At 70.3% G+C, this 18,144-nt stretch carries 11 protein-coding genes and 1 tRNA gene; 1 reads left to right on the top strand and 11 read right to left on the bottom strand.

Features of this window, described 5'->3' with window-relative positions; genetic code table 11:
- The 9 genes from C3488_RS35660 to C3488_RS35620 form a co-directional block, all read right to left on the bottom strand.
- Positions 1-288, bottom strand: a 288-nt coding sequence (locus C3488_RS35660) for a Dps family protein (protein ID WP_308460706.1), incomplete at its 3' end; no start/stop codon positions are given.
- Between the two features lie 199 nt (positions 289-487).
- A complete protein-coding gene (locus C3488_RS35655; protein ID WP_103845022.1) occupies positions 488-865 on the bottom strand; it encodes a helix-turn-helix domain-containing protein in 378 nt (125 codons plus the stop codon).
- A 109-nt stretch (positions 866-974) separates the two neighbouring features.
- A complete protein-coding gene (locus tag C3488_RS35650) occupies positions 975-1,520 on the bottom strand; it encodes a CinA family protein (protein WP_103845021.1) in 546 nt (181 codons plus the stop codon).
- On the bottom strand, positions 1,517-2,353 hold the full coding sequence (gene pgsA, locus C3488_RS35645) for a CDP-diacylglycerol--glycerol-3-phosphate 3-phosphatidyltransferase (protein ID WP_103845020.1): 837 nt from the start codon (positions 2,351-2,353) through the stop codon (positions 1,517-1,519). The genes C3488_RS35650 and pgsA overlap by 4 nt, the downstream gene beginning before the upstream one ends.
- The gene (gene rimO, locus C3488_RS35640) at positions 2,350-3,831 is read right to left on the bottom strand and encodes a 30S ribosomal protein S12 methylthiotransferase RimO (RefSeq protein WP_103845019.1); all 1,482 of its coding nucleotides are present in this window, start codon (positions 3,829-3,831) and stop codon (positions 2,350-2,352) included. Before rimO ends, pgsA begins: the two co-directional genes overlap by 4 nt.
- A 118-nt stretch (positions 3,832-3,949) precedes the next feature.
- Positions 3,950-4,819, bottom strand: coding sequence for a helix-turn-helix domain-containing protein (locus tag C3488_RS35635; RefSeq protein ID WP_103845018.1), 870 nt, complete (start codon positions 4,817-4,819; stop codon positions 3,950-3,952).
- 287 nt (positions 4,820-5,106) lie between these two features.
- Positions 5,107-7,809 (bottom strand): DNA translocase FtsK, encoded by a 2,703-nt coding sequence (locus C3488_RS35630; RefSeq protein ID WP_181139329.1) that lies wholly within the window; start codon positions 7,807-7,809, stop codon positions 5,107-5,109.
- 138 nt (positions 7,810-7,947) lie between these two features.
- Positions 7,948-8,628, bottom strand: a complete 681-nt coding sequence (locus C3488_RS35625) for a two-component system response regulator (RefSeq protein ID WP_103845017.1) — start codon at positions 8,626-8,628, stop codon at positions 7,948-7,950.
- A gap of 286 nt (positions 8,629-8,914) precedes the next feature.
- A complete protein-coding gene (locus C3488_RS35620; protein WP_103845016.1) occupies positions 8,915-14,374 on the bottom strand; it encodes a HAMP domain-containing protein in 5,460 nt (1,819 codons plus the stop codon).
- 376 nt (positions 14,375-14,750) lie between these two features.
- Here C3488_RS35620 and C3488_RS35610 point away from each other — a divergent pair, with 376 nt between their 5' ends.
- Positions 14,751-17,498, top strand: coding sequence for a SpoIIE family protein phosphatase (locus C3488_RS35610; protein WP_103845015.1), 2,748 nt, complete (start codon positions 14,751-14,753; stop codon positions 17,496-17,498).
- A 64-nt stretch (positions 17,499-17,562) separates the two neighbouring features.
- On the opposite strand, the gene C3488_RS35605 is transcribed toward C3488_RS35610, so the two are convergent.
- Positions 17,563-17,638 (bottom strand) — tRNA-Thr (locus C3488_RS35605).
- Between the two features lie 87 nt (positions 17,639-17,725).
- A partial coding sequence (locus tag C3488_RS35600; RefSeq protein WP_181139328.1) for a DegT/DnrJ/EryC1/StrS family aminotransferase occupies positions 17,726-18,144 on the bottom strand: 419 nt, incomplete at its 5' end.

The following is an 18,144-nucleotide window of genomic DNA, read 5'->3' as shown; positions in this document are numbered from 1 at the left end:
CTGGGGCACGGAGCCGATGCCACTGCTCTGCGCCACTGTCGCGGCGCGCCCGTCCGGCGGGACGCCGAGCGCGGAGGCCCGTTCTGCCACGGTGTCGGAGTGCCTCCGCGCGGTGTCGACGACCTCGTCGAGCTGGAGGTGGATGGAACGGAAGCGCGGCCCGATGATGTTCCAGTGGATCTGCTTCGCCACGAGGGAGAGGTCCAGCAGATCGACCAGCGCGCCCTGCAGTGCCTCGGAGACGGTCTTCAGGTCCGTGTCGGGCAGCGGGCTCTTCACGACGTACATCGGCATCCTCCGCGAGCGTTCGTACGACCCCGAGCCCCCGCCCTCCACCATGACGGCCCCACCCGGACCCGGCAAACGGGAGTCACGCCGGCGCAGGAGCGCGCGAGAGCCCCGGCCGTGCCCCTCCAGGTCTCCCCGGAGAGGCCCCGGCCGGGGCTCTCGTACAGCTTGCCGCCTCACCCGCTCCCGCGCGTGAGGATCAGGCGGCCACCACGTCCACTGCCTCGGCGGGCGCCTTGATCGTGACCCGTTCCGGTGGGACACCGGTGACGGACACGGAGTTGAGCATCGGGCGACGCACCGGTGCGGGCACCGGCTCGGTGGCCGCCGCCGACTGTGCCAGCTCGGCGAGCGCGAGCTCGTCGCTCACTTCCCGCATGAGCTCGGACATCCGTACGTCCAGCGCGTCGCAGATCGCGGAGAGCAGCTCGGAGGACGCCTCCTTCTGCCCCCGCTCCACCTCGGAGAGATAGCCGAGCGAGACTCGGGCGGTCGAGGAGACTTCGCGCAGAGTACGGCCCTGGCGCTGGCGCTGCCGACGCAGCACGTCACCCAGCAGGCGACGGAGCAGAATCATCGGTGGCTCCCTCCTCGGACCGCGTAGCCGCATCCTTCTCGCCCCACCGTACCGCCTTGCGCCGCGGCCGTGCGGGGAGCGCTGTTGTGTTCACTGAAAGCTGCAAACATCAAGTCCCCCCGTTCTGTTCCGTATCCTGTGCCCGCTCATTCCCGGTCTGTTCGCCCGCAAGCTGCTCCAGGAGCAGTGCGAGCACGCTCCGTACACTCTCCATACGGATTTCCGCACGGTCGCCGTTCAACCGCAGGGAGGCCACTTTCTCGCCACCAAGTTCGTCGGAAACGTCTTCGAAGGGCCCGGCGACGGCCACGAAGACCGTGCCGACCGGCTGTCCGTCCTGTGGGTCGGGGCCGGCCACTCCGGTCGTGGCGAGTCCCCAGTCGGCGCCGAGCGCCTTGCGCACGCCGGTCGCCATCTGTCCCGCGACCTGCGGGTCCACCGCACCGCGGGTATCCAACAGGGTACCGTCCACACCGAGCAGATCCCGCTTGAGATCGGTGGCGTACGCGGTCACGGAGCCGCGGAAGACGGCGGACGCCCCGGGCACCGCCGTGAGCTCCGCAGCCACCAGGCCACCGGTCAACGACTCGGCGACGGCGAGGGTCTCGCCTCTCACCATGAGTAGTCGCAGCAGCTCGGCGGCCATGGAATTCACCGTTCGGCCTCCTCGGCCGCGGCCCGGCGCTCGGCGATGCCGCGCCTGCGCAGGACAATGGCCTGTCTCACATAGTCGAGCCCGGTGACCACGGTCAGCACGATGGCCACGGTCATCACCCAGAACCTCAGGGTCGCCAGCCACCCCGTGAGCGCCAGCACATACATGCCGACCGCCACGCCCTGCGTCAGCGTCTTCAGCTTGCCGCCCCGGCTCGCCGGGATCACCCCGTAGCGGATGACGAGGAAGCGCAGCAGGGTGATACCGAGCTCCCGGCCGAGTATGACGGCCGTCACCCACCACGGCAGATCACCGAGCCAGGACAGACAGATCAGCGCCGCACCCATGATCGCCTTGTCGGCGATGGGGTCGGCGATCTTCCCGAAGTCGGTGACCAGGTTGTAGGTGCGGGCCAGATGGCCGTCGAACAGGTCAGTGATCATGGCGATGGCGAAGGCCGCCCAGGCGAGCGAGCGCCACGCCGGGTCGTACCCGCCGTCGGCCAGCATGAGGGCGACGAAGCCGGGGACGAGGAGCAGGCGGAGCATCGTCAGAAGGTTGGCGACGTTCCATACGCTGGCCTGGTTGACCGCGGCGGCCGTCAGCTTGCCGCCCCGCGCCGGCCGTGCGCCCTCCTGCCCGTCGGCAGGGCCGGAGCCACCGGGTGCGTCCGGGCCGTCCGGGCGGCTGACCGACTTGGCGACCGAGGCACCGGCGGGCCTTTTGGCCGGCGTGGACGCGGACCTTCCGCTCGCGCCCGAGGCGCCCGGAGTGGACGCCGCCCCACGCGCACCGGAGGAGCCACCCGCCGCGGAGGCTGGGATACCGGTCATCTGCCCGCCTCCTCAGGACACCCGAGCGCCCCCGCGAGGGGCTCGGCCACCAGATCGACACCTTCCGTACCGACCACCTTCGCCTCGACCATACGGCCGACGCTCAGGCCCGCGCCCCTCGTGAACAGCACCTGGCCGTCCGTCTCGGGCGCCTGGTGCGCGGCGCGGCCGTACGCGGCGACCTCGTCGTCGTCCTCGCCCACCGACTCCACGAGCACGTGGACGGTCTCGCCGACGCGCTCCTCGGCGCGCTGTGACACCAGCTCCTCGGCGAGCCGCGAGATGTGGGCCAGCCGCTCGGCGACGACGTCCTCGTCGAGCTTGTCGTCGTACGTGGCGGCCTCCGTGCCCTCCTCGTCGGAGTAGCCGAAGACACCGATCGCGTCCAGCCGGGCGCCGTTCAGGAAACGCTCCAGTTCGGCCAGGTCGGCCTCGGTCTCGCCGGGGAAGCCCACGATGAAGTTGGAGCGCACGCCCGCCTGGGGTGCCTTGCCGCGGATCGTGTCGAGCAGCTCCAGGAAGCGGTCGGTGTCACCGAAGCGCCGCATGGCGCGCAGCACGCCGGGCGCGGAGTGCTGGAAGGACAGGTCGAAGTAGGGCGCGACCTTGGGGGTCGAGGTCAGCACGTCGATCAGGCCCGGGCGCATCTCGGCGGGCTGGAGGTAGCTGACGCGGACCCGCTCGATGCCGTCCACCTCGGCCAGCTCCGGCAGCAGGGACTCCAGGAGGCGGATGTCGCCCAGGTCCTTGCCGTAGGAGGTGTTGTTCTCGGAGACCAGCATGATCTCCTTCACGCCCTGTTCGGCCAGCCAGCGGGTCTCGTTCAGCACGTCGCTCGGGCGGCGTGAGATGAAGGAGCCGCGGAAGGAGGGGATGGCGCAGAAGGAGCAGCGCCGGTCGCAGCCGGAGGCGAGCTTGACCGAGGCGACGGGCGAGCCGTCGAGCCGGCGGCGCAGGGGTGCCCGGGGGCCCGAGGCCGGGGCGACGCCCTCGGGGAGGTCCGTCGGGGCGCCATGCCCGGGCAGAGCCACGTCGGCCGCCGACTGCCGCTCCGCGGGGCTGATCGGCAGCAGCTTGCGGCGGTCGCGCGGAGTGTGGGAGGCGTGGACGCCGCCGGACAGGATGGTCCGGAGCCGGTCGGAGATGTCCGCGTAGTCGTCGAAGCCGAGCACGCCGTCGGCCTCCGGCAGGGCCTCGGCCAGCTCCTTGCCGTACCGCTCGGCCATGCAGCCGACCGCCACCACGGCCTGGGTTCTGCCGTGGCCCTTGAGGTCGTTCGCCTCCAGGAGGGCGTCCACGGAGTCCTTCTTGGCGGCCTCGACGAAGCCGCACGTGTTCACCACGGCGACGTCCGCGTCCTCGGCGTCCTCCACGAGCTGCCAGCCGTCCGCCTCCAAACGGCCTGCGAGCTCCTCCGAGTCCACCTCGTTACGGGCGCAGCCAAGGGTGACGAGTGCGACGGTACGGCGTTCAGGCATGGGCTCAAGACTACTTCGTCCCACTGACAGCCCACGTCGACGGGGTTGGCCGATCTTGGCCAACCCCGTGTGTCCGTGCCCTGTCCGTGCCCCTTGCGTACCGCCGGGTGCCGCTCGGTCAGCCGGTGACGGGGTCGCCCTTGGTGTAGGTCAGGCGCTCGACCTGGCCGGGCCGGAAGTCGTCCTGGATCTTCTTGCCGTTGACGTAGAGCTGGATGGCACCCGCGTCGCCGAGGACGAGGTCGATCTTCTCCTTGTCCTGGAAGGTCTGCGAGTCGCCCTTCTTGAGCAGTCCGTCGAAGAGGGTGCGGCCGTTGTGGTCCTTGGCGGAGATCCAACTGCGGCCGTCGGTGGCGCTCACCTGGACCGTCACCTTGTCCCGCGGCGCGGCCGCGATGGCGCTCTCGGACGGCTCGGGCTTCTGTTCGGCCGGCTTGCTGCTCTTGGGCGTGGGCGAGGCGGGCTTTCCGGTGGTCGCCGGAGGGCCCTTGGCGACCGGCGTGTCGGCGGTGTCCGAACTGCCGGTCCCCTTGATCAGGGTGAACGCGACGAAACCGATCACCACGACTATGGCGGCGACCATGGCCGCGGTCCAGTTCGGCGCCCGCCGGTCGGGCCGGATGCGCTCCGCCTCGAAGAGCGGGGCCGCCGGGGTCGGGGCGGGCCGTGCGCCGTGCTCGGCGGCGTACTGATCCAGCAGCGGGGCCGGGTCGATGTGCACCGCGCGCGCGAGCGTGCGGATGTGACCGCGGGCGTAGACGTCGCCGCCGCACGGGGCGAAGTTGTCCTCTTCGATCGCGTGCACGATGGCGACACGGACCCGGGTGGCGTTGCTGACGTCGTCGACGGTCAGGCCGGCCGCGATCCGCGCCTGTCGCAGGGCTCGGCCGATCGAGGGGCGATCCGACGCGGAGGCGTCGTCACCACCGTCTTCGAACGGACGAGCGTCCTCAGGGGAGTTGCCGTCAGGGGAGTTGCCGATGGACACGGGGGCGCCTTTCGAGCGTGTAGCCACCTGTGCTGGAAGTTCAGTCTAGGCGGGGTGCGAAAGGGTGGGGCAACCGGGCGGTAGGGCTTTGTACGCCATCAGAATGGCCGGTCATCCTGATGCCGGGAGGCAGGTCTGTTCTCTCTCAACTTGACGTCCGATGGCGGGAAACGGTTGCTCACGGAACACTTACGAGTGGGTCACGGCCGAGCGTCCGAGCGCCCCGCCGGGCGCACTCGGGCCCGCTCGGCCGGCCCTCTCGTGTGCGGCCCGGACCGTCCGGATCCCTACGGTTGAGACTCCCCACGGATGAGGGCGAGCACGCCGTCCAACTCGTCGGGTTTCACGAGAACGTCACGTGCCTTGGACCCCTCGCTGGGGCCGACGATGTTCCGCGACTCCATGAGGTCCATCAGCCGCCCGGCCTTGGCGAAGCCGACGCGCAGCTTGCGCTGGAGCATCGAGGTGGATCCGAACTGGGTGGAGACGACCAGCTCGGCGGCCTGGCACAGCAGGTCGAGGTCGTCGCCGATGTCCTCGTCGATCTCCTTCTTCTGTTTGCCGCCGACCACGACGTCGTCCCGGAAGACCGGCGTCATCTGCTCCTTGCAGTGCCGGACGACGGCCGCGACCTCCTCCTCGGTCACGAACGCGCCCTGCATGCGCACCGGTTTGTTCGCGCCCATCGGCAGGAACAGACCGTCGCCCTTGCCGATCAGCTTCTCGGCGCCGGGCTGGTCGAGGATGACGCGCGAGTCGGCCAGGGAGGAGGTGGCGAAGGCGAGCCGGGAGGGCACGTTCGCCTTGATCAGGCCGGTGACCACGTCCACGGACGGCCGCTGCGTGGCCAGCACCAGGTGGATGCCGGCTGCGCGCGCGAGCTGCGTGATGCGCACGATCGCGTCCTCGACGTCCCGGGGCGCGACCATCATCAGGTCGGCCAGCTCGTCGACGATCACCAGCAGGTACGGGTAGGGCTGCAGGTCACGTTCGCTGCCCTCCTGCGGCTTCACCTTGCCGTGCCGGACGGCCTCGTTGAAGTCGTCGATGTGCCGGAAGCCGTAGGCCGCCAGGTCGTCGTAGCGCAGGTCCATCTCGCGTACGACCCACTGGAGCGCCTCGGCGGCCCGCTTCGGGTTGGTGATGATAGGCGTGATCAGGTGCGGGATGCCCTCGTACGCGGTCAGCTCGACCCGCTTGGGGTCGACGAGGACCATGCGCACGTCCTCCGGGGTCGCGCGCATCATGACCGACGTGATCAGGCAGTTGATGCACGACGACTTGCCGGAGCCGGTGGCGCCGGCGACCAGCAGGTGCGGCATCTTGGCCAGGCTGTGCATGACATAGCCGCCCTCGACGTCCTTGCCGAAGGCGACCAGCATCGGGTCGTCGTCCTCTGCGGACTCGGCGAGGCGCAGCACGTCACCGAGGTTGACCATCTCCCGGTCGGTGTTGGGGATCTCGATGCCGACCGCGGACTTGCCGGGGATCGGGCTGATGATCCGCACGTCGGGGCTGGCGACGGCGTACGCGATGTTCTTGGTGAGCGCGGTGATCCGCTCCACCTTGACGGCGGGGCCGAGCTCGACCTCGTACCGGGTGACCGTCGGACCGCGGGTGAAGCCGGTGACGCGGGCGTCGACCTTGAACTCGGTGAAGACGTTGGTGAGTGCGTCGACGACGGCGTCGTTGGCGGCGCTGCGCGCCTTGCCGGGACCGCCCCGGTGGAGCAGGTCCAGGGAGGGCAGGGCGTAGGTGATGTCCCCGGACAACTGGAGCTGCTCGGCGCGCGGCGGCAGCTCGCGGGGCTCCGGCGGCGCCTTCTTCGTCAGGTCGGGCACCGCCGTCTGGGACGCGGGCTCCGCCGGCTGGGGGCGCGCGGCCGGCACGGGCGTCGGCGTCGTCGGCTCCCGGTCCGTGACGCTCACGCCCTGGGTGAGGTCGGCGACGACCGGGGACGGCGGCATGCCGTGCAGGACGGCACCGTCCAGGGCCGCGGCGGCGGCCGCCGCGACGTCCACGGCGTCCATCTCCCTGCCCATGGCGGGCTGCTGCACGGCGGGGCGCCGCGGACGGCCGCGGCGCCGGGAGAGCGCCTCCTGCTCGGCTCCGTCCGGGTCGTACACGTCGGGGGCGGGGCCACGGCGCCGGGTGCGGGGCAGCGCCTCGCGCCACTGATCGTCGTAGCGTTCGTCGTCCTCGGTCAGGACCTGGTCCTCCGGGTCGTGCAGGAGCCCGAGCCTGATGCCGAGGTGGCGCAGCCGCCGCGGGATGGCGGTGACGGGGGTGGCGGTGACGACGAGCAGGCCGAAGAACGTGAGCAGCACGAGCAGCGCCACGGCGAGGGCGCCGCCCATGGTGTACGTCAGCGGGGTGGCCGCGGCCCAGCCGATGAGCCCGCCGGCGTCCCTTATCGCCTGCATGCCGTCGCCGCGCGCGGGGGCGCCACAGGCGATGTGCACCTGGCCGAGCACACCGAGGACGAGCGCGGACAGGCCGATGACGATGCGGCCGTTGGCCTCCGGGCGCTCCGGGTGGAGGATCAGGCGCACGGCGATCACGCCGAGCAGCAGCGGCACCAGCAGGTCGAGGCGGCCGAAGGCGCCGGTCACCAGCATCTCGACGAGGTCGCCCACGGGACCGCGGAGATTGGCCCAGGTGCCGGCGGCGACGATCAGCGACAGCGCGAGCAGCAGGAGCGCGAGACCGTCCTTGCGGTGCGCCGGGTCGAGCCCCTTCGCGCCCCGCCCGAGGCCGCGGAACAGGGCTCCGACGGCGTGCGCGGCGCCGAGCCAGAGGGCGCGTACGAGTCTGTACACGCCCGCGGTCGGATTGGGCGCCGGCGCGGGGGCGGGCTTCTTCGCCGCTGCCTTTTTCGCGGGTGCCTTCTTGGCGGCGGCTTTCTTGGCGGGGGCCTTCTTCGCCGGAGCCTTCCTGGGAGCGGCCGCCTTCTTCGCGGGCGACTTCTTGGCTGCGGGACGTGGGGCCATGGGTGTGAGATTACCGGTGGAAAGGGCAGGGAACACACGCCCCTGCGGCTTCACCCGTTCGTGTCGCCCCAGGAGATGCGCGATGTTGACGTCGCCTCAGCCGGGCGCTCACGGCGCCGCGCCGGTCCCCGACCCGCGTCAGGTCTGCGAAGGCACCGACGGCGCCCCGCTGCCCGTCCCCGGCTCCAACGCGTCCAGCGCCCTGCGCAGGCCCGTGAGTTTGCGCTCGAGGTGGGCCGCCGTCGCCACCGCGGCCGCGTCCGCGGACTCGTCGTCCAGCTGCTTGGACAGTGCTTCGGCCTGCTCCTCCACCGCCGCGAGCCGCGCCGAGAGCTCGGCGAGGATGCCCGCCGGCTCCTTGCTGTCGCCGCCTCCGGACTTGCCGCCCTCCATCTGGAGCCGCAGCAGGGCCGCCTGCTCCCGCAGTTGGCAGTTCTTCATGTACAGCTCGACGAAAACGGAGACCTTGGCCCGCAGCACCCACGGGTCGAACGGCTTGGAGATGTAGTCCACCGCACCCGCCGCGTACCCCCGGAAGGTGTGGTGCGGGCCGTGGTTGATGGCGGTCAGGAAGATGATCGGAATGTCCCGGGTCCGCTCGCGCCGCTTGATGTGCGCGGCGGTCTCGAAACCGTCCATGCCCGGCATCTGGACGTCCAGCAGAATCACCGCGAAGTCGTCCGTCAGCAGCGCCTTGAGCGCTTCCTCCCCGGACGATGCCCTGACCAGCGTCTGATCGAGCGCAGAGAGGATGGCCTCCAGCGCCAGCAGATTCTCCGGCCGGTCATCGACCAGGAGGATCTTGGCCTTCTGCACCATGGCCCGCCCTCCTCGCCCCGGCTTGGGGCCTCCCCTGTCCGCAGGACTCGGGATGACACCGCCCGGCGCCGCCCCAGGGGACGACTCCCTTGCGCCGCCCGTCCTTGTGCCGGTCATCGTAGCCGCACCCCGCCTGTCGCCACACCCTGTCACCGCGATGTCACTGTGCACATAGCAGAAACGCGGCAGGAGACCAGAACGTTCCCCGCACACCGCACTTCTACACGGCTCCCGCCGCCCTCACCCGGCAACTCCGCGTGAACGGCAGGGCTTCTCCGCCATCCCTTCACTCCACGCGCATCCACTGCTCCATCACCGACAGAAGATGATCGGGATCGACCGGCTTGGTCACATAGTCGGAAGCGCCCGACTCGATGGCCTTCTCCCGGTCACCCTTCATCGCCTTCGCCGTCAGCGCGATGATCGGCAGCCCCGCGAACTGCGGCATCCGCCGGATCGCGGTGGTCGTGGCGTACCCGTCCATCTCCGGCATCATGATGTCCATCAGGACGACCGCGACGTCGTCGTGCTGTTCCAGGACCTCGATGCCCTCACGGCCGTTCTCGGCGTACAGCACCGACAGACCGTGCTGTTCAAGGACGCTGGTCAGCGCGAAGACGTTACGGATGTCGTCGTCGACGATCAGTACCTTCTCCCCGTCGAACCGCACGCCCTGCCGCGGCAGCACGCCTCCCTGAGGCTCACCGCCGACCTGCTCCTGGCCCGCTCCGCCCCCACCCGCGGTCACGGCCCTGCGGCGGCGCCGGAAGAGCGCCGCGGGACCGTTCTGGGTCTCCTGGTACGACTTCACCTCGGCCGGGGTCTCGATGTCCGGCGCGGACAGCTCGGCCTCGGAGGCCAGCAGCTCACCGGCTTCCAGGGCGGGCGCGAGCTGAGGGTAGCCGTGCGGCGGCAGTTCGCTCGGGTGCAGCGGCAGGTACAGGGTGAACGTCGAGCCGCGGCCGGGCTCGCTCTGCGCGTGGATCTCACCGCCGAGCAGCCGGGCGATCTCCCTGGAGATGGACAGCCCGAGGCCCGTACCGCCGTACTTGCGGCTGGTGGTGCCGTCGGCCTGCTTGAACGCCTCGAAGATCACCCGCATCTTGCTCGCCGGGATGCCGATACCGGTGTCGGCCACCGAGAAGGCGATCATCTCCGCGTCCGCGTCCCGCAGCGAGCCGGCCTCCAGGAGCTGTTCCCGGATGGCCGTCGGGACGTCACCGCCCGCGGGGCGGATGACCAGCTCCACGGCCCCGGTGTCGGTGAACTTCACCGCGTTGGACAGCAGGTTGCGCAGCACCTGCAGCAGCCGCTGCTCGTCGGTGTGCAGCGTGGCGGGCAGCTCCGGCGACACCCGGACCGAGAAGTCGAGGCCCTTCTCCGCGGTCAGTGGCCGGAAGGTGGCCTCCACGTAGTCCACCAGCTGGACGAGCGCGATCCGCGTCGGCGAGACGTCCATCTTGCCCGCCTCGACCTTCGACAGGTCCAGGATGTCGTTGATCAGCTGCAGCAGGTCGGAGCCGGCGCCGTGGATGGTCTCGGCGAACTCCACCTGCTTGGGCGAGAGGTTGCCCTCGGCGTTGTCGGCCAGCAGCTTGGCCAGGATCAGCAGCGAGTTGAGCGGCGTCCGCAGCTCGTGCGACATGTTGGCGAGGAACTCGCTCTTGTAGCGCATGGACACCGCGAGCTGCTCGGCGCGCTCCTCCAGGACCTGCCGCGCCTCCTCGATCTCGGTGTTCTTGACCTCGATGTCACGGTTCTGCTGGGCCAGCAGCTCGGCCTTCTCCTCCAGTTCGGCGTTGGACGCCTGGAGGGCCTTCTGCCGCTGCTCCAACTCCTCCGACCGCAGCCTCAGTTGCTCGGTCAGCTCCTGCGACTGCTTGAGCAGCACCTCCGTCTTGGTGTTGACGGAGATGGTGTTCACGCTGGTCGCGATCATCTCGGCGATCTGGTTGAGGAAGTCCTTCTGGATCTGCGTGAACGGCGTGAAGGACGCCAGCTCGATGACGCCGAGCACCTTCCCCTCGAAGAGCACCGGAATGACGATCACCTGGGCGGGCGGCGCCTCCCCGAGCCCGGAGGAGATCTTCAGATAGCCGCTCGGCGCGTTCTCCACCAGGATCGTGCGCCTCTCCATGGCCGCCGTCCCGATCAGCGCCTCACCCGGCCGGAACGACGTCGGCATGGAGCCCATGGAGTAGCCGTACGAGCCCAGCATGCGCAGCTCGTACTGGTCGTCGTTCTCGGCGCTCACGTCCTGGCCGTCGACCAGCGGCATGGCGACGAAGAACGCGCCGTGCTGCGCGGAGACCACCGGCGTCAGCTCGCTCATGATCAGCGAGGCCACGTCCTCGAGGTCACGGCGGCCCTGCATCAGTGCCGAGATACGGGCCAGGTTGCCCTTGAGCCAGTCCTGCTCCTTGTTCGCGATCGTGGTGTCGCGCAGGTTGGCGATCATCTTGTTGATGTAGTCCTGAAGCTCCTGGATCTCCCCGGAGGCGTCCACGTCGATCTTCAGGTTGAGGTCGCCCCGCGTCACCGCGGTCGCCACGCGCGCGATGGCGCGCACCTGCCGGGTCAGGTTCCCGGCCATCTCGTTCACGGACTCCGTCAGGTCCCGCCAGGTGCCGTCGACGTCCCGCACGCGCGCCTGACCGCCGAGCTGACCCTCCGTGCCCACCTCGCGGGCCACGCGCGTGACCTCCTCCGCGAAGGAGGACAGCTGGTCGACCATCGTGTTGATGGTGGTCTTCAGCTCCAGGATCTCACCGCGCGCGTCGATGTCGATCTTCTTGGTCAGGTCGCCCTTGGCGATGGCCGTGGTCACCATGGCGATGTTGCGCACCTGACCGGTCAGGTTCGACGCCATCTGGTTCACGGACTCGGTGAGGTCCTTCCACGTGCCGGCCACACCCGGAACGTAGGCCTGGCCGCCCAGGATGCCGTCCGTGCCCACCTCGCGGGCCACCTTGGTGACCTGGTCGGCGAACGAACTCAGCGTCTTCACCATCGTGTTGAACGTGTCCGCGAGCTGCGCGACCTCACCGCGCGCCTCGATCGTCACCGTCCGCGTCAGGTCTCCGTTGGCGACCGCCGCCGCGACCTGGGAGATGTTCCGCACCTGCATGGTCAGGTTGTTGGCCATGAGGTTGACGTTGTCGCTGAGGTCCTTCCAGATGCCCGTGACCCCCGGGACGTGCGCCTGACCTCCCAGGATGCCCTCGGTGCCCACCTCGCGGGCCACCCGCGTCACCTGCTCGGCGAACGACGACAATTGGTCGACCATCGTGTTGACGGTGGTGACCAGTTCCAGGATCTCGCCCTTGGCGTCGACGGTGATCTTCTTGGACAGGTCGCCCTTGGCGACCGCGGTCGTGACCTCGGCGATGTTGCGCACCTGCATGGTCAGGTTGTTCGCCATGCCGTTCACGGACTGCGTGAGGTCCTTCCAGGTGCCGGAGACGCCCTGGACCTCCGCCTGACCGCCCAGGATGCCCTCCGTGCCGACCTCACGGGCGACGCGCGTGACCTCCTGGGCGAACGACGACAGCTGGTCCACCATCGTGTTCAGCGTGTTCTTCAGCTCCAGGATCTCCCCGCGCGCGTCCACGGTGATCTTCTGGGACAGGTCACCGCGCGCCACGGCGGTGGCGACCTGTGCGATGTTGCGCACCTGCGCGGTGAGGTTGCCCGCCATGCCGTTCACGGAGTCCGTCAGGTCGCGCCACACGCCGGCCACGCCCGGCACCTGCGCCTGGCCGCCCAGCCGGCCCTCCGTGCCCACCTCGCGGGCCACCCTCGTCACCTGCTCGGCGAAGGCGGAGAGCTGGTCGACCATCGTGTTGATGGTGTTCTTCAGCTCCAGGATCTCTCCGCGCGCGTCCACGTCGATCTTCTGCGACAGGTCACCGCGCGCCACCGCCGTCGTCACCTGGGCGATCTGCCGCACCTGGGAGGTCAGGTTGCCCGCCATGAAGTTGACGGAGTCGGTGAGCTCCTTCCAGGTGCCGCTCACGCCCGGCACGTCGGCCTGGCCGCCGAGCCGCCCCTCGGTGCCCACGTCCCGCGCCATCCGCGTGACCTGGTCGGCGAAGGCGGACAGCTGGTCCACCATCGTGTTCACGGTGTTCTTCAGCTGGAGCATCTCGCCGGAGACGTCCACGGTGACCTTCTGCGACAGATCACCGTTGGCCACCGCCGTCGTCACCTGGGCGATGTTGCGGACCTGACCGGTGAGGTTGCGGAAGGCGGTGTTGACGGAGTCCGTCAGGTCCTTCCAGGTACCGGCCGCGCCCGGCACCTGCGCCTGGCCGCCCAGCTCGCCCTCGACGCCGACCTCCCGCGCCACGCGCGTGACCTCGGCACCGAAGGCCGAGAGCTGGTCCACCATGCCGTTGACGGTGTTCTTCAGCTCCAGCATCTCGCCGGCCACGTCGACCGTGACCTTCTGCGACATGTCGCCGTTGGCCACCGCCGTCGTCACGGCGGCGATGTCGCGCACCTGAGTGGTCAGATTCCGGAAGACCGTGTTCACCGAATCGGTGAGGTCCTTCCACGTTCCCGCCGCACCCGGCACGTTCGCCTGACCGCCGAGCCGCCCCTCGGCGCCCACCTCGTTGGCCACGCGCGTGACCTCGTCCGCGAAGATCCGCAGCGTCTCGGTCATCTGGTTGATCGTCTCGGCGAGGCGCGCGACCTCCCCGCGCGCGTCCACGGTGACCTTCTGCGACAGATCACCGCTGGCGACCGCCGTGGTGACCTGCGCGATCCCCCGCACCTGGTCCGTCAGGTTGCCGGCCATCACGTTCACCGAGTCGGTGAGGTCCTTCCACACCCCCGCGACTCCCGGCACCTGCGCCTGGCCGCCCAGGATGCCCTCCGTGCCGACCTCGCGGGCCACCCGCGTCACCTCGGACGAGAACGCGGACAGCTGCTCCACCATCGTGTTGACGGTGTTCTTCAGCTCCAGCATCTCGCCGGCGACGTGCACCGTGACCTTGCGCGACAGATCGCCCTTGGCGACCGCCGTCGTCACCAGCGCGATGTCCCGCACCTGCGCGGTGAGCCGGTACGCCATCGTGTTGACCGACTCCGTCAGGTCCTTCCACGAACCGGACATGCCACGCAACCGTGCCTGCCCGCCCAGCTTGCCCTCGGTGCCCACCTCGATCGCGACCCGCGTGACCTCGTCGGTGAACGTCGACAGCTGGTCGACCAGATTGTTGACGGTGCGGGCGACCTTCAGGAACTCGCCGCGCAGCGGATGCCCCGTCCCCTCGGGACCCGGCGTCCGCAGCTCCATGCGCGGTGACAGATCGCCCTCGGCCACCGCGGACAGCACCCGGCTGACCTCGGAGACCGGCCGGACGAGATCGTCCACGAGCGCGTTGGACGCCTCGATCGCCGACGCCCAGGAACCCTCACAGGCACCCGTCTCCAGCCGCTCGGTGAGCTTGCCCTCACGTCCGACCACACGCCGCACCCGCGCCAGCTCGCCGGTCAGGTGCATGTTCCGGTCGGCCACCTCGTTGAAGACGGCTGCGATCTCGGACATGACCCCGTCACCGGAGACGGTCAGCCGCTTACGGAAGTTGCCGTCCCTCATCGACACCAGGGCCGCCAGCAGCCGGTTCAGGGCCGCCGTGTCCACGGCGGTGGTTCCGCCCCGCCCCGCGCGCTGGTTGCCCAGGGACTGTCCGCCTTTCGCGCGCGTCTTCGTGCCACGCGTCGCTGCGCCAGACTCCACTGTGTCCCTCCCGCAGGGATCGACCGTCACTGCTGTGCTCAGGGGTACTGCTCGACGTACCGGTTACCGATGCGTAGTCCTGCCCGATCCGGCCAGGCACACGCGCGTGCTCCTGCCCGGCGTGGCAGAAGACACTCGGCCTGCCCGACCTTCTCCTAGAAGCTTGCCCAGTGTTTCACCATGCCGGAACCAGGCCATAACAGTTCGGCAGCTTCGCACACGCTCCGCACACTCTCCGGACGTAAACACCGGCGACCGGCATCCGCATGGACGGCGAAGGTAAGTAACCTTGCATGCGGCTGTCCAGCCGCAGCGGTCGACCGGCCTGGGCGGTGGCACGAGCACGAGCGGGCAGGCATCGGAGGGGCGCCGCACCATGACCACCGGACTGCATCCCGGGGGACCACCCCAGGATCCCCGGCAGAGTGAGGACGAGCCACTGCCTCGGCAGGAGGGGGTCGGCCCGGGAGCCATGCACGTCGAGAACCGGACGAGGAGTTCTGTGATCACCGCGCGCGCGGCCGCCAGCTTCGAGCCCGTCGGACGATCGGTCGCAAGCGCCCGGTCCTTCGTCCGCGACACCCTCCAGGGCTGGGGTTTCGCCGACATCGTCGACGACGCCGTGGTCCTCACCAGCGAGCTGGTCACCAACGCCGTCGTCCACGCGGGCACCGCCGCGGACGTCCTGTGCCTGCGCAGCGACGACGGCGTACGCATCGAGGTCGCCGACCGGTATCCGGAACGCGAGATCCCGCTGCAGTCGACCGCCGTGGACATGGGCAGCCCGGACCGGGAGGGCGGCCGCGGTCTGCAGCTGTGCGCCGCCCTCGCCGGCCGCTGGGGCGTGGAGTACACGCCCACGCACAAGCAGGTCTGGTTCCAGCTCGCCCTGCCCGAGCGCCCGGTCGGCACCCGCACGGCGGGCCCCGCGCTCCCCGCCGACCTGCTGCCGCTCGCCGACGGCCGGGTCCGCGTCGCGGTCGTCCAGATCGACCGCTCCGGCTGCATCACCGCCTGGAACGAGGACGCGGAGGAACTGTTCGGCTACGCCGGGGAACAGGTCACCGGCAAGCCGCTCACCGACCTCGCGGCCTGGCCGCACACCCCGGGCACCGGCACGGGCATCGCCGAGGCCCTCCAGCTCTCCCGCTGGGAGGGCAGCTACGGCATCCGCGGCTCCGACGGCCGCGTCATCCCCGTCTACGCCTCCCACCTGCGGGTGCGCGACACAGCGGGCGAGCCGTCCACGGTCTGCCTGCTGGTACGCGACCACGAGCGGGCCGTCCTGCAGACCCCGCTGCGCGGCCCGGCCCCCGACACGACCACGGCCACGGACGGCCAGACCGCGGACCCCTTCGAGGTCTTCATCGGCTCCCCCGCCCCCGACGACCTCGACGGCCTGCTGCAACGCACGGTGGAACGCGCCCGGGACATGCTCGACGGCGACGCGGCCTTCCTGCTGCTGGCCACCGACGACGAGACGGAACTGGAGGTGCGGGCCTCCACCGGCCTGCCCTCCGCCCGCCAGCGCTTCGCCCGCGTCCCCGTCGAGGCCGGCCCCGGCCGCTACGGCTCGGCCCGCATGCCGGCCGTCCACGACGACCTGACGGCCGTACCGGGCGCGGTCCCGCTGCTGAACGGCACCGGTATGCGCTCGGTGGTGACGGTCCCGCTGAAGGTCGAGGGCCGCCTCACCGGCTCCCTCGGAGTGGCGGCCGAGGCACCCTCCCGGTACTCCAACGAGGAGGCGCTGCGCCTGCAGTTCGCGGCCGATCGCATCGCCCTCGCCGTGGAATCGGCACGCCTGGGCGAGCTGGAGCGCCTGCGCCGCGGCTCCCTGAGCTTCCTCGTGGAGGCCTCCGACCTCCTCGCGGGCACCCTGGACCGCGACCAGACGCTGGCCCTGATGGCCCAGATGACGATCCCGACCCTGGCCACCTGGTGCGCGGTCTACACGATCGCCGACCAGGCCTCGGAGCCGTACCTGTCGTACGTCCTGCACGAGGACGAGGACCGCATCGACGGCCTCAAGGCCCTCCTGTCCAAGATCCCGCCCCCGGAGCCGATCCCCACACCGGGCGCCCGCATCTGGACGGCCCCCGGGGAGGCCGCCCACCAGGCGGCCCTGCGCACGTCCATGCGGAGCCTCGGCCTCGGCGAGCCCGCGACGGTCAGCTCCGGCATCGGCACGACGCTGGCGACGGCCTCGGCGGTGGGGGGCGAAACGGTCGTACTGCCGCTGGTGGCCCGCAACCGCGTCATCGGCATGCTCACGCTGGGCAAGCCGACGGACGAACACTTCCGGCAGGAGATCCTGGAACTGGCCGAGGACTTGAGCCGCCGGGCCGCCCTCGCCCTGGACAACGCCCGGCTGTACTCGGAGCGCACGGCCATCAGCCAGTCCCTCCAGCGCAGCCTGCTCCCGCCGGGGCTCCCGCAGATCGACGGCGTCGAGGTCGAGGTCATCTACCGCGCGGCCGGCGAGGGCAACGAGGTCGGCGGCGACTTCTACGACCTCTTCCCGATCCGCGACGGCGCCTACGGCTTCGCCATCGGCGACGTGTGCGGTACGGGCCCGGAGGCCGCCGCGGTCACGGGCCTGGCCCGTCATGCGCTCCGGCTGCTGGCCCGCGAGGGTTTCGGCGGCCCGGCTGTCCTCGAGCGCCTGAACTCCGCGATCCTCGACGAGGGCGCCCGCAGCCGCTTCCTGACGCTCCTCTACGGCGAGTTGTGGCCGCAGGAGGACGGCAGTGCGGTACTGAAGGTCGTGTGCGCAGGCCATCCGCTGCCGCTCCGGCTGCGCCAGGACGGCACGGTGGAACCGGCGGCCGAACCGCAGCCGCTCCTCGGTGTCATGGAGGACCTGGAGCTGTACGAGCAGACGGTGACGCTCGACCCGGGCGACGTCCTGCTGTGCGTCACGGACGGCGTCACGGAACGCCGCGAGGGCCGGCGCATGCTGGGCGACGACGGTCTCGCGGACGTGCTGACCACCTGCACGGGTCTTACGGCCGGCGCGGTGGCGGCCCGCATCATGCGCGCGGTGGAGCGCTTCGCCTCCGACGCACCGTCGGACGACATGGCGATTCTGGCGATGCGCGTCCCGGACCTTCCCAAGGAGTGAGGATCCTGGACATGGCTCCGGGACATGAGAAAGGGCCTCGCCCTGCTGGGCGAGGCCTTTTTCTTGGAGCCCCCAAACGGAATCGAACCGTTGACCTTCTCCTTACCATGGAGACGCTCTGCCGACTGAGCTATAGGGGCCTGTCGCGCTTTTCGAGGTTTCCCTCGCGGCAACGGGATAGATCATACCCCGAACTGACGTGTGCTCCCAACCATCGGGGCACCGGTTCAGAGAGCGGCCTGCAGCAGTCCGCCCAGGGCATTGCACGCGGAGACGATCCTGTTCATCTCACGTTTGGTCAGGGACGCGTCCACCGGAAGCGAGAGCGTCTCATCGGCGGCCCGCTCGGTCTCCGGCAGATGCACGTCGCGCCGGAACGCCGGCATACGGTGCACGGGCGTCTTCACCGGAACCCGGCACTCAACTCCCCTGGCCCGTACGGCCCGTGCGAAGGCGTCGCGATCGGGCCGCCCGTTGCCCGGCACCCGCACGACGTACTGCTGATAGGTGTGACCGCCGCCGTCCTCGGGCGTGCGCACGCCCCGCAGCCGCTTGTCGAGGTACGCCGCCCGCTCCCGCCGCTGCGCCACCTCGGCGTACGGCGTCTCGGACTCGCCCTGCTCCAGCACCAGCAGGCCGTGGCGCT

Source organism: Streptomyces sp. Ru72 (genome assembly GCF_002920635.1).
Lineage (GTDB): Bacteria > Actinomycetota > Actinomycetes > Streptomycetales > Streptomycetaceae > Streptomyces.
Note: the sequence above shows the minus strand (reverse complement) of the source record. Positions and strands in the feature narration are given on the sequence as shown.

What these genes read in the sequence shown, in the direction of transcription:
- C3488_RS35655 (WP_103845022.1), bottom strand. Translation starts at nt 865, where the DNA reads ATGATTCTGCTCCGTCGCCTGCTGGGTGACGTGCTGCGTCGGCAGCGC.
- pgsA (WP_103845020.1), bottom strand. Translation starts at nt 2,353, where the DNA reads ATGACCGGTATCCCAGCCTCCGCGGCGGGTGGCTCCTCCGGTGCGCGT.
- rimO (WP_103845019.1), bottom strand. Translation starts at nt 3,831, where the DNA reads ATGCCTGAACGCCGTACCGTCGCACTCGTCACCCTTGGCTGCGCCCGT.
- C3488_RS35630 (WP_181139329.1), bottom strand. Translation starts at nt 7,809, where the DNA reads ATGGCCCCACGTCCCGCAGCCAAGAAGTCGCCCGCGAAGAAGGCGGCC.
- C3488_RS35625 (WP_103845017.1), bottom strand. Translation starts at nt 8,628, where the DNA reads ATGGTGCAGAAGGCCAAGATCCTCCTGGTCGATGACCGGCCGGAGAAT.
- C3488_RS35610 (WP_103845015.1), top strand. Translation starts at nt 14,751, where the DNA reads ATGACCACCGGACTGCATCCCGGGGGACCACCCCAGGATCCCCGGCAG.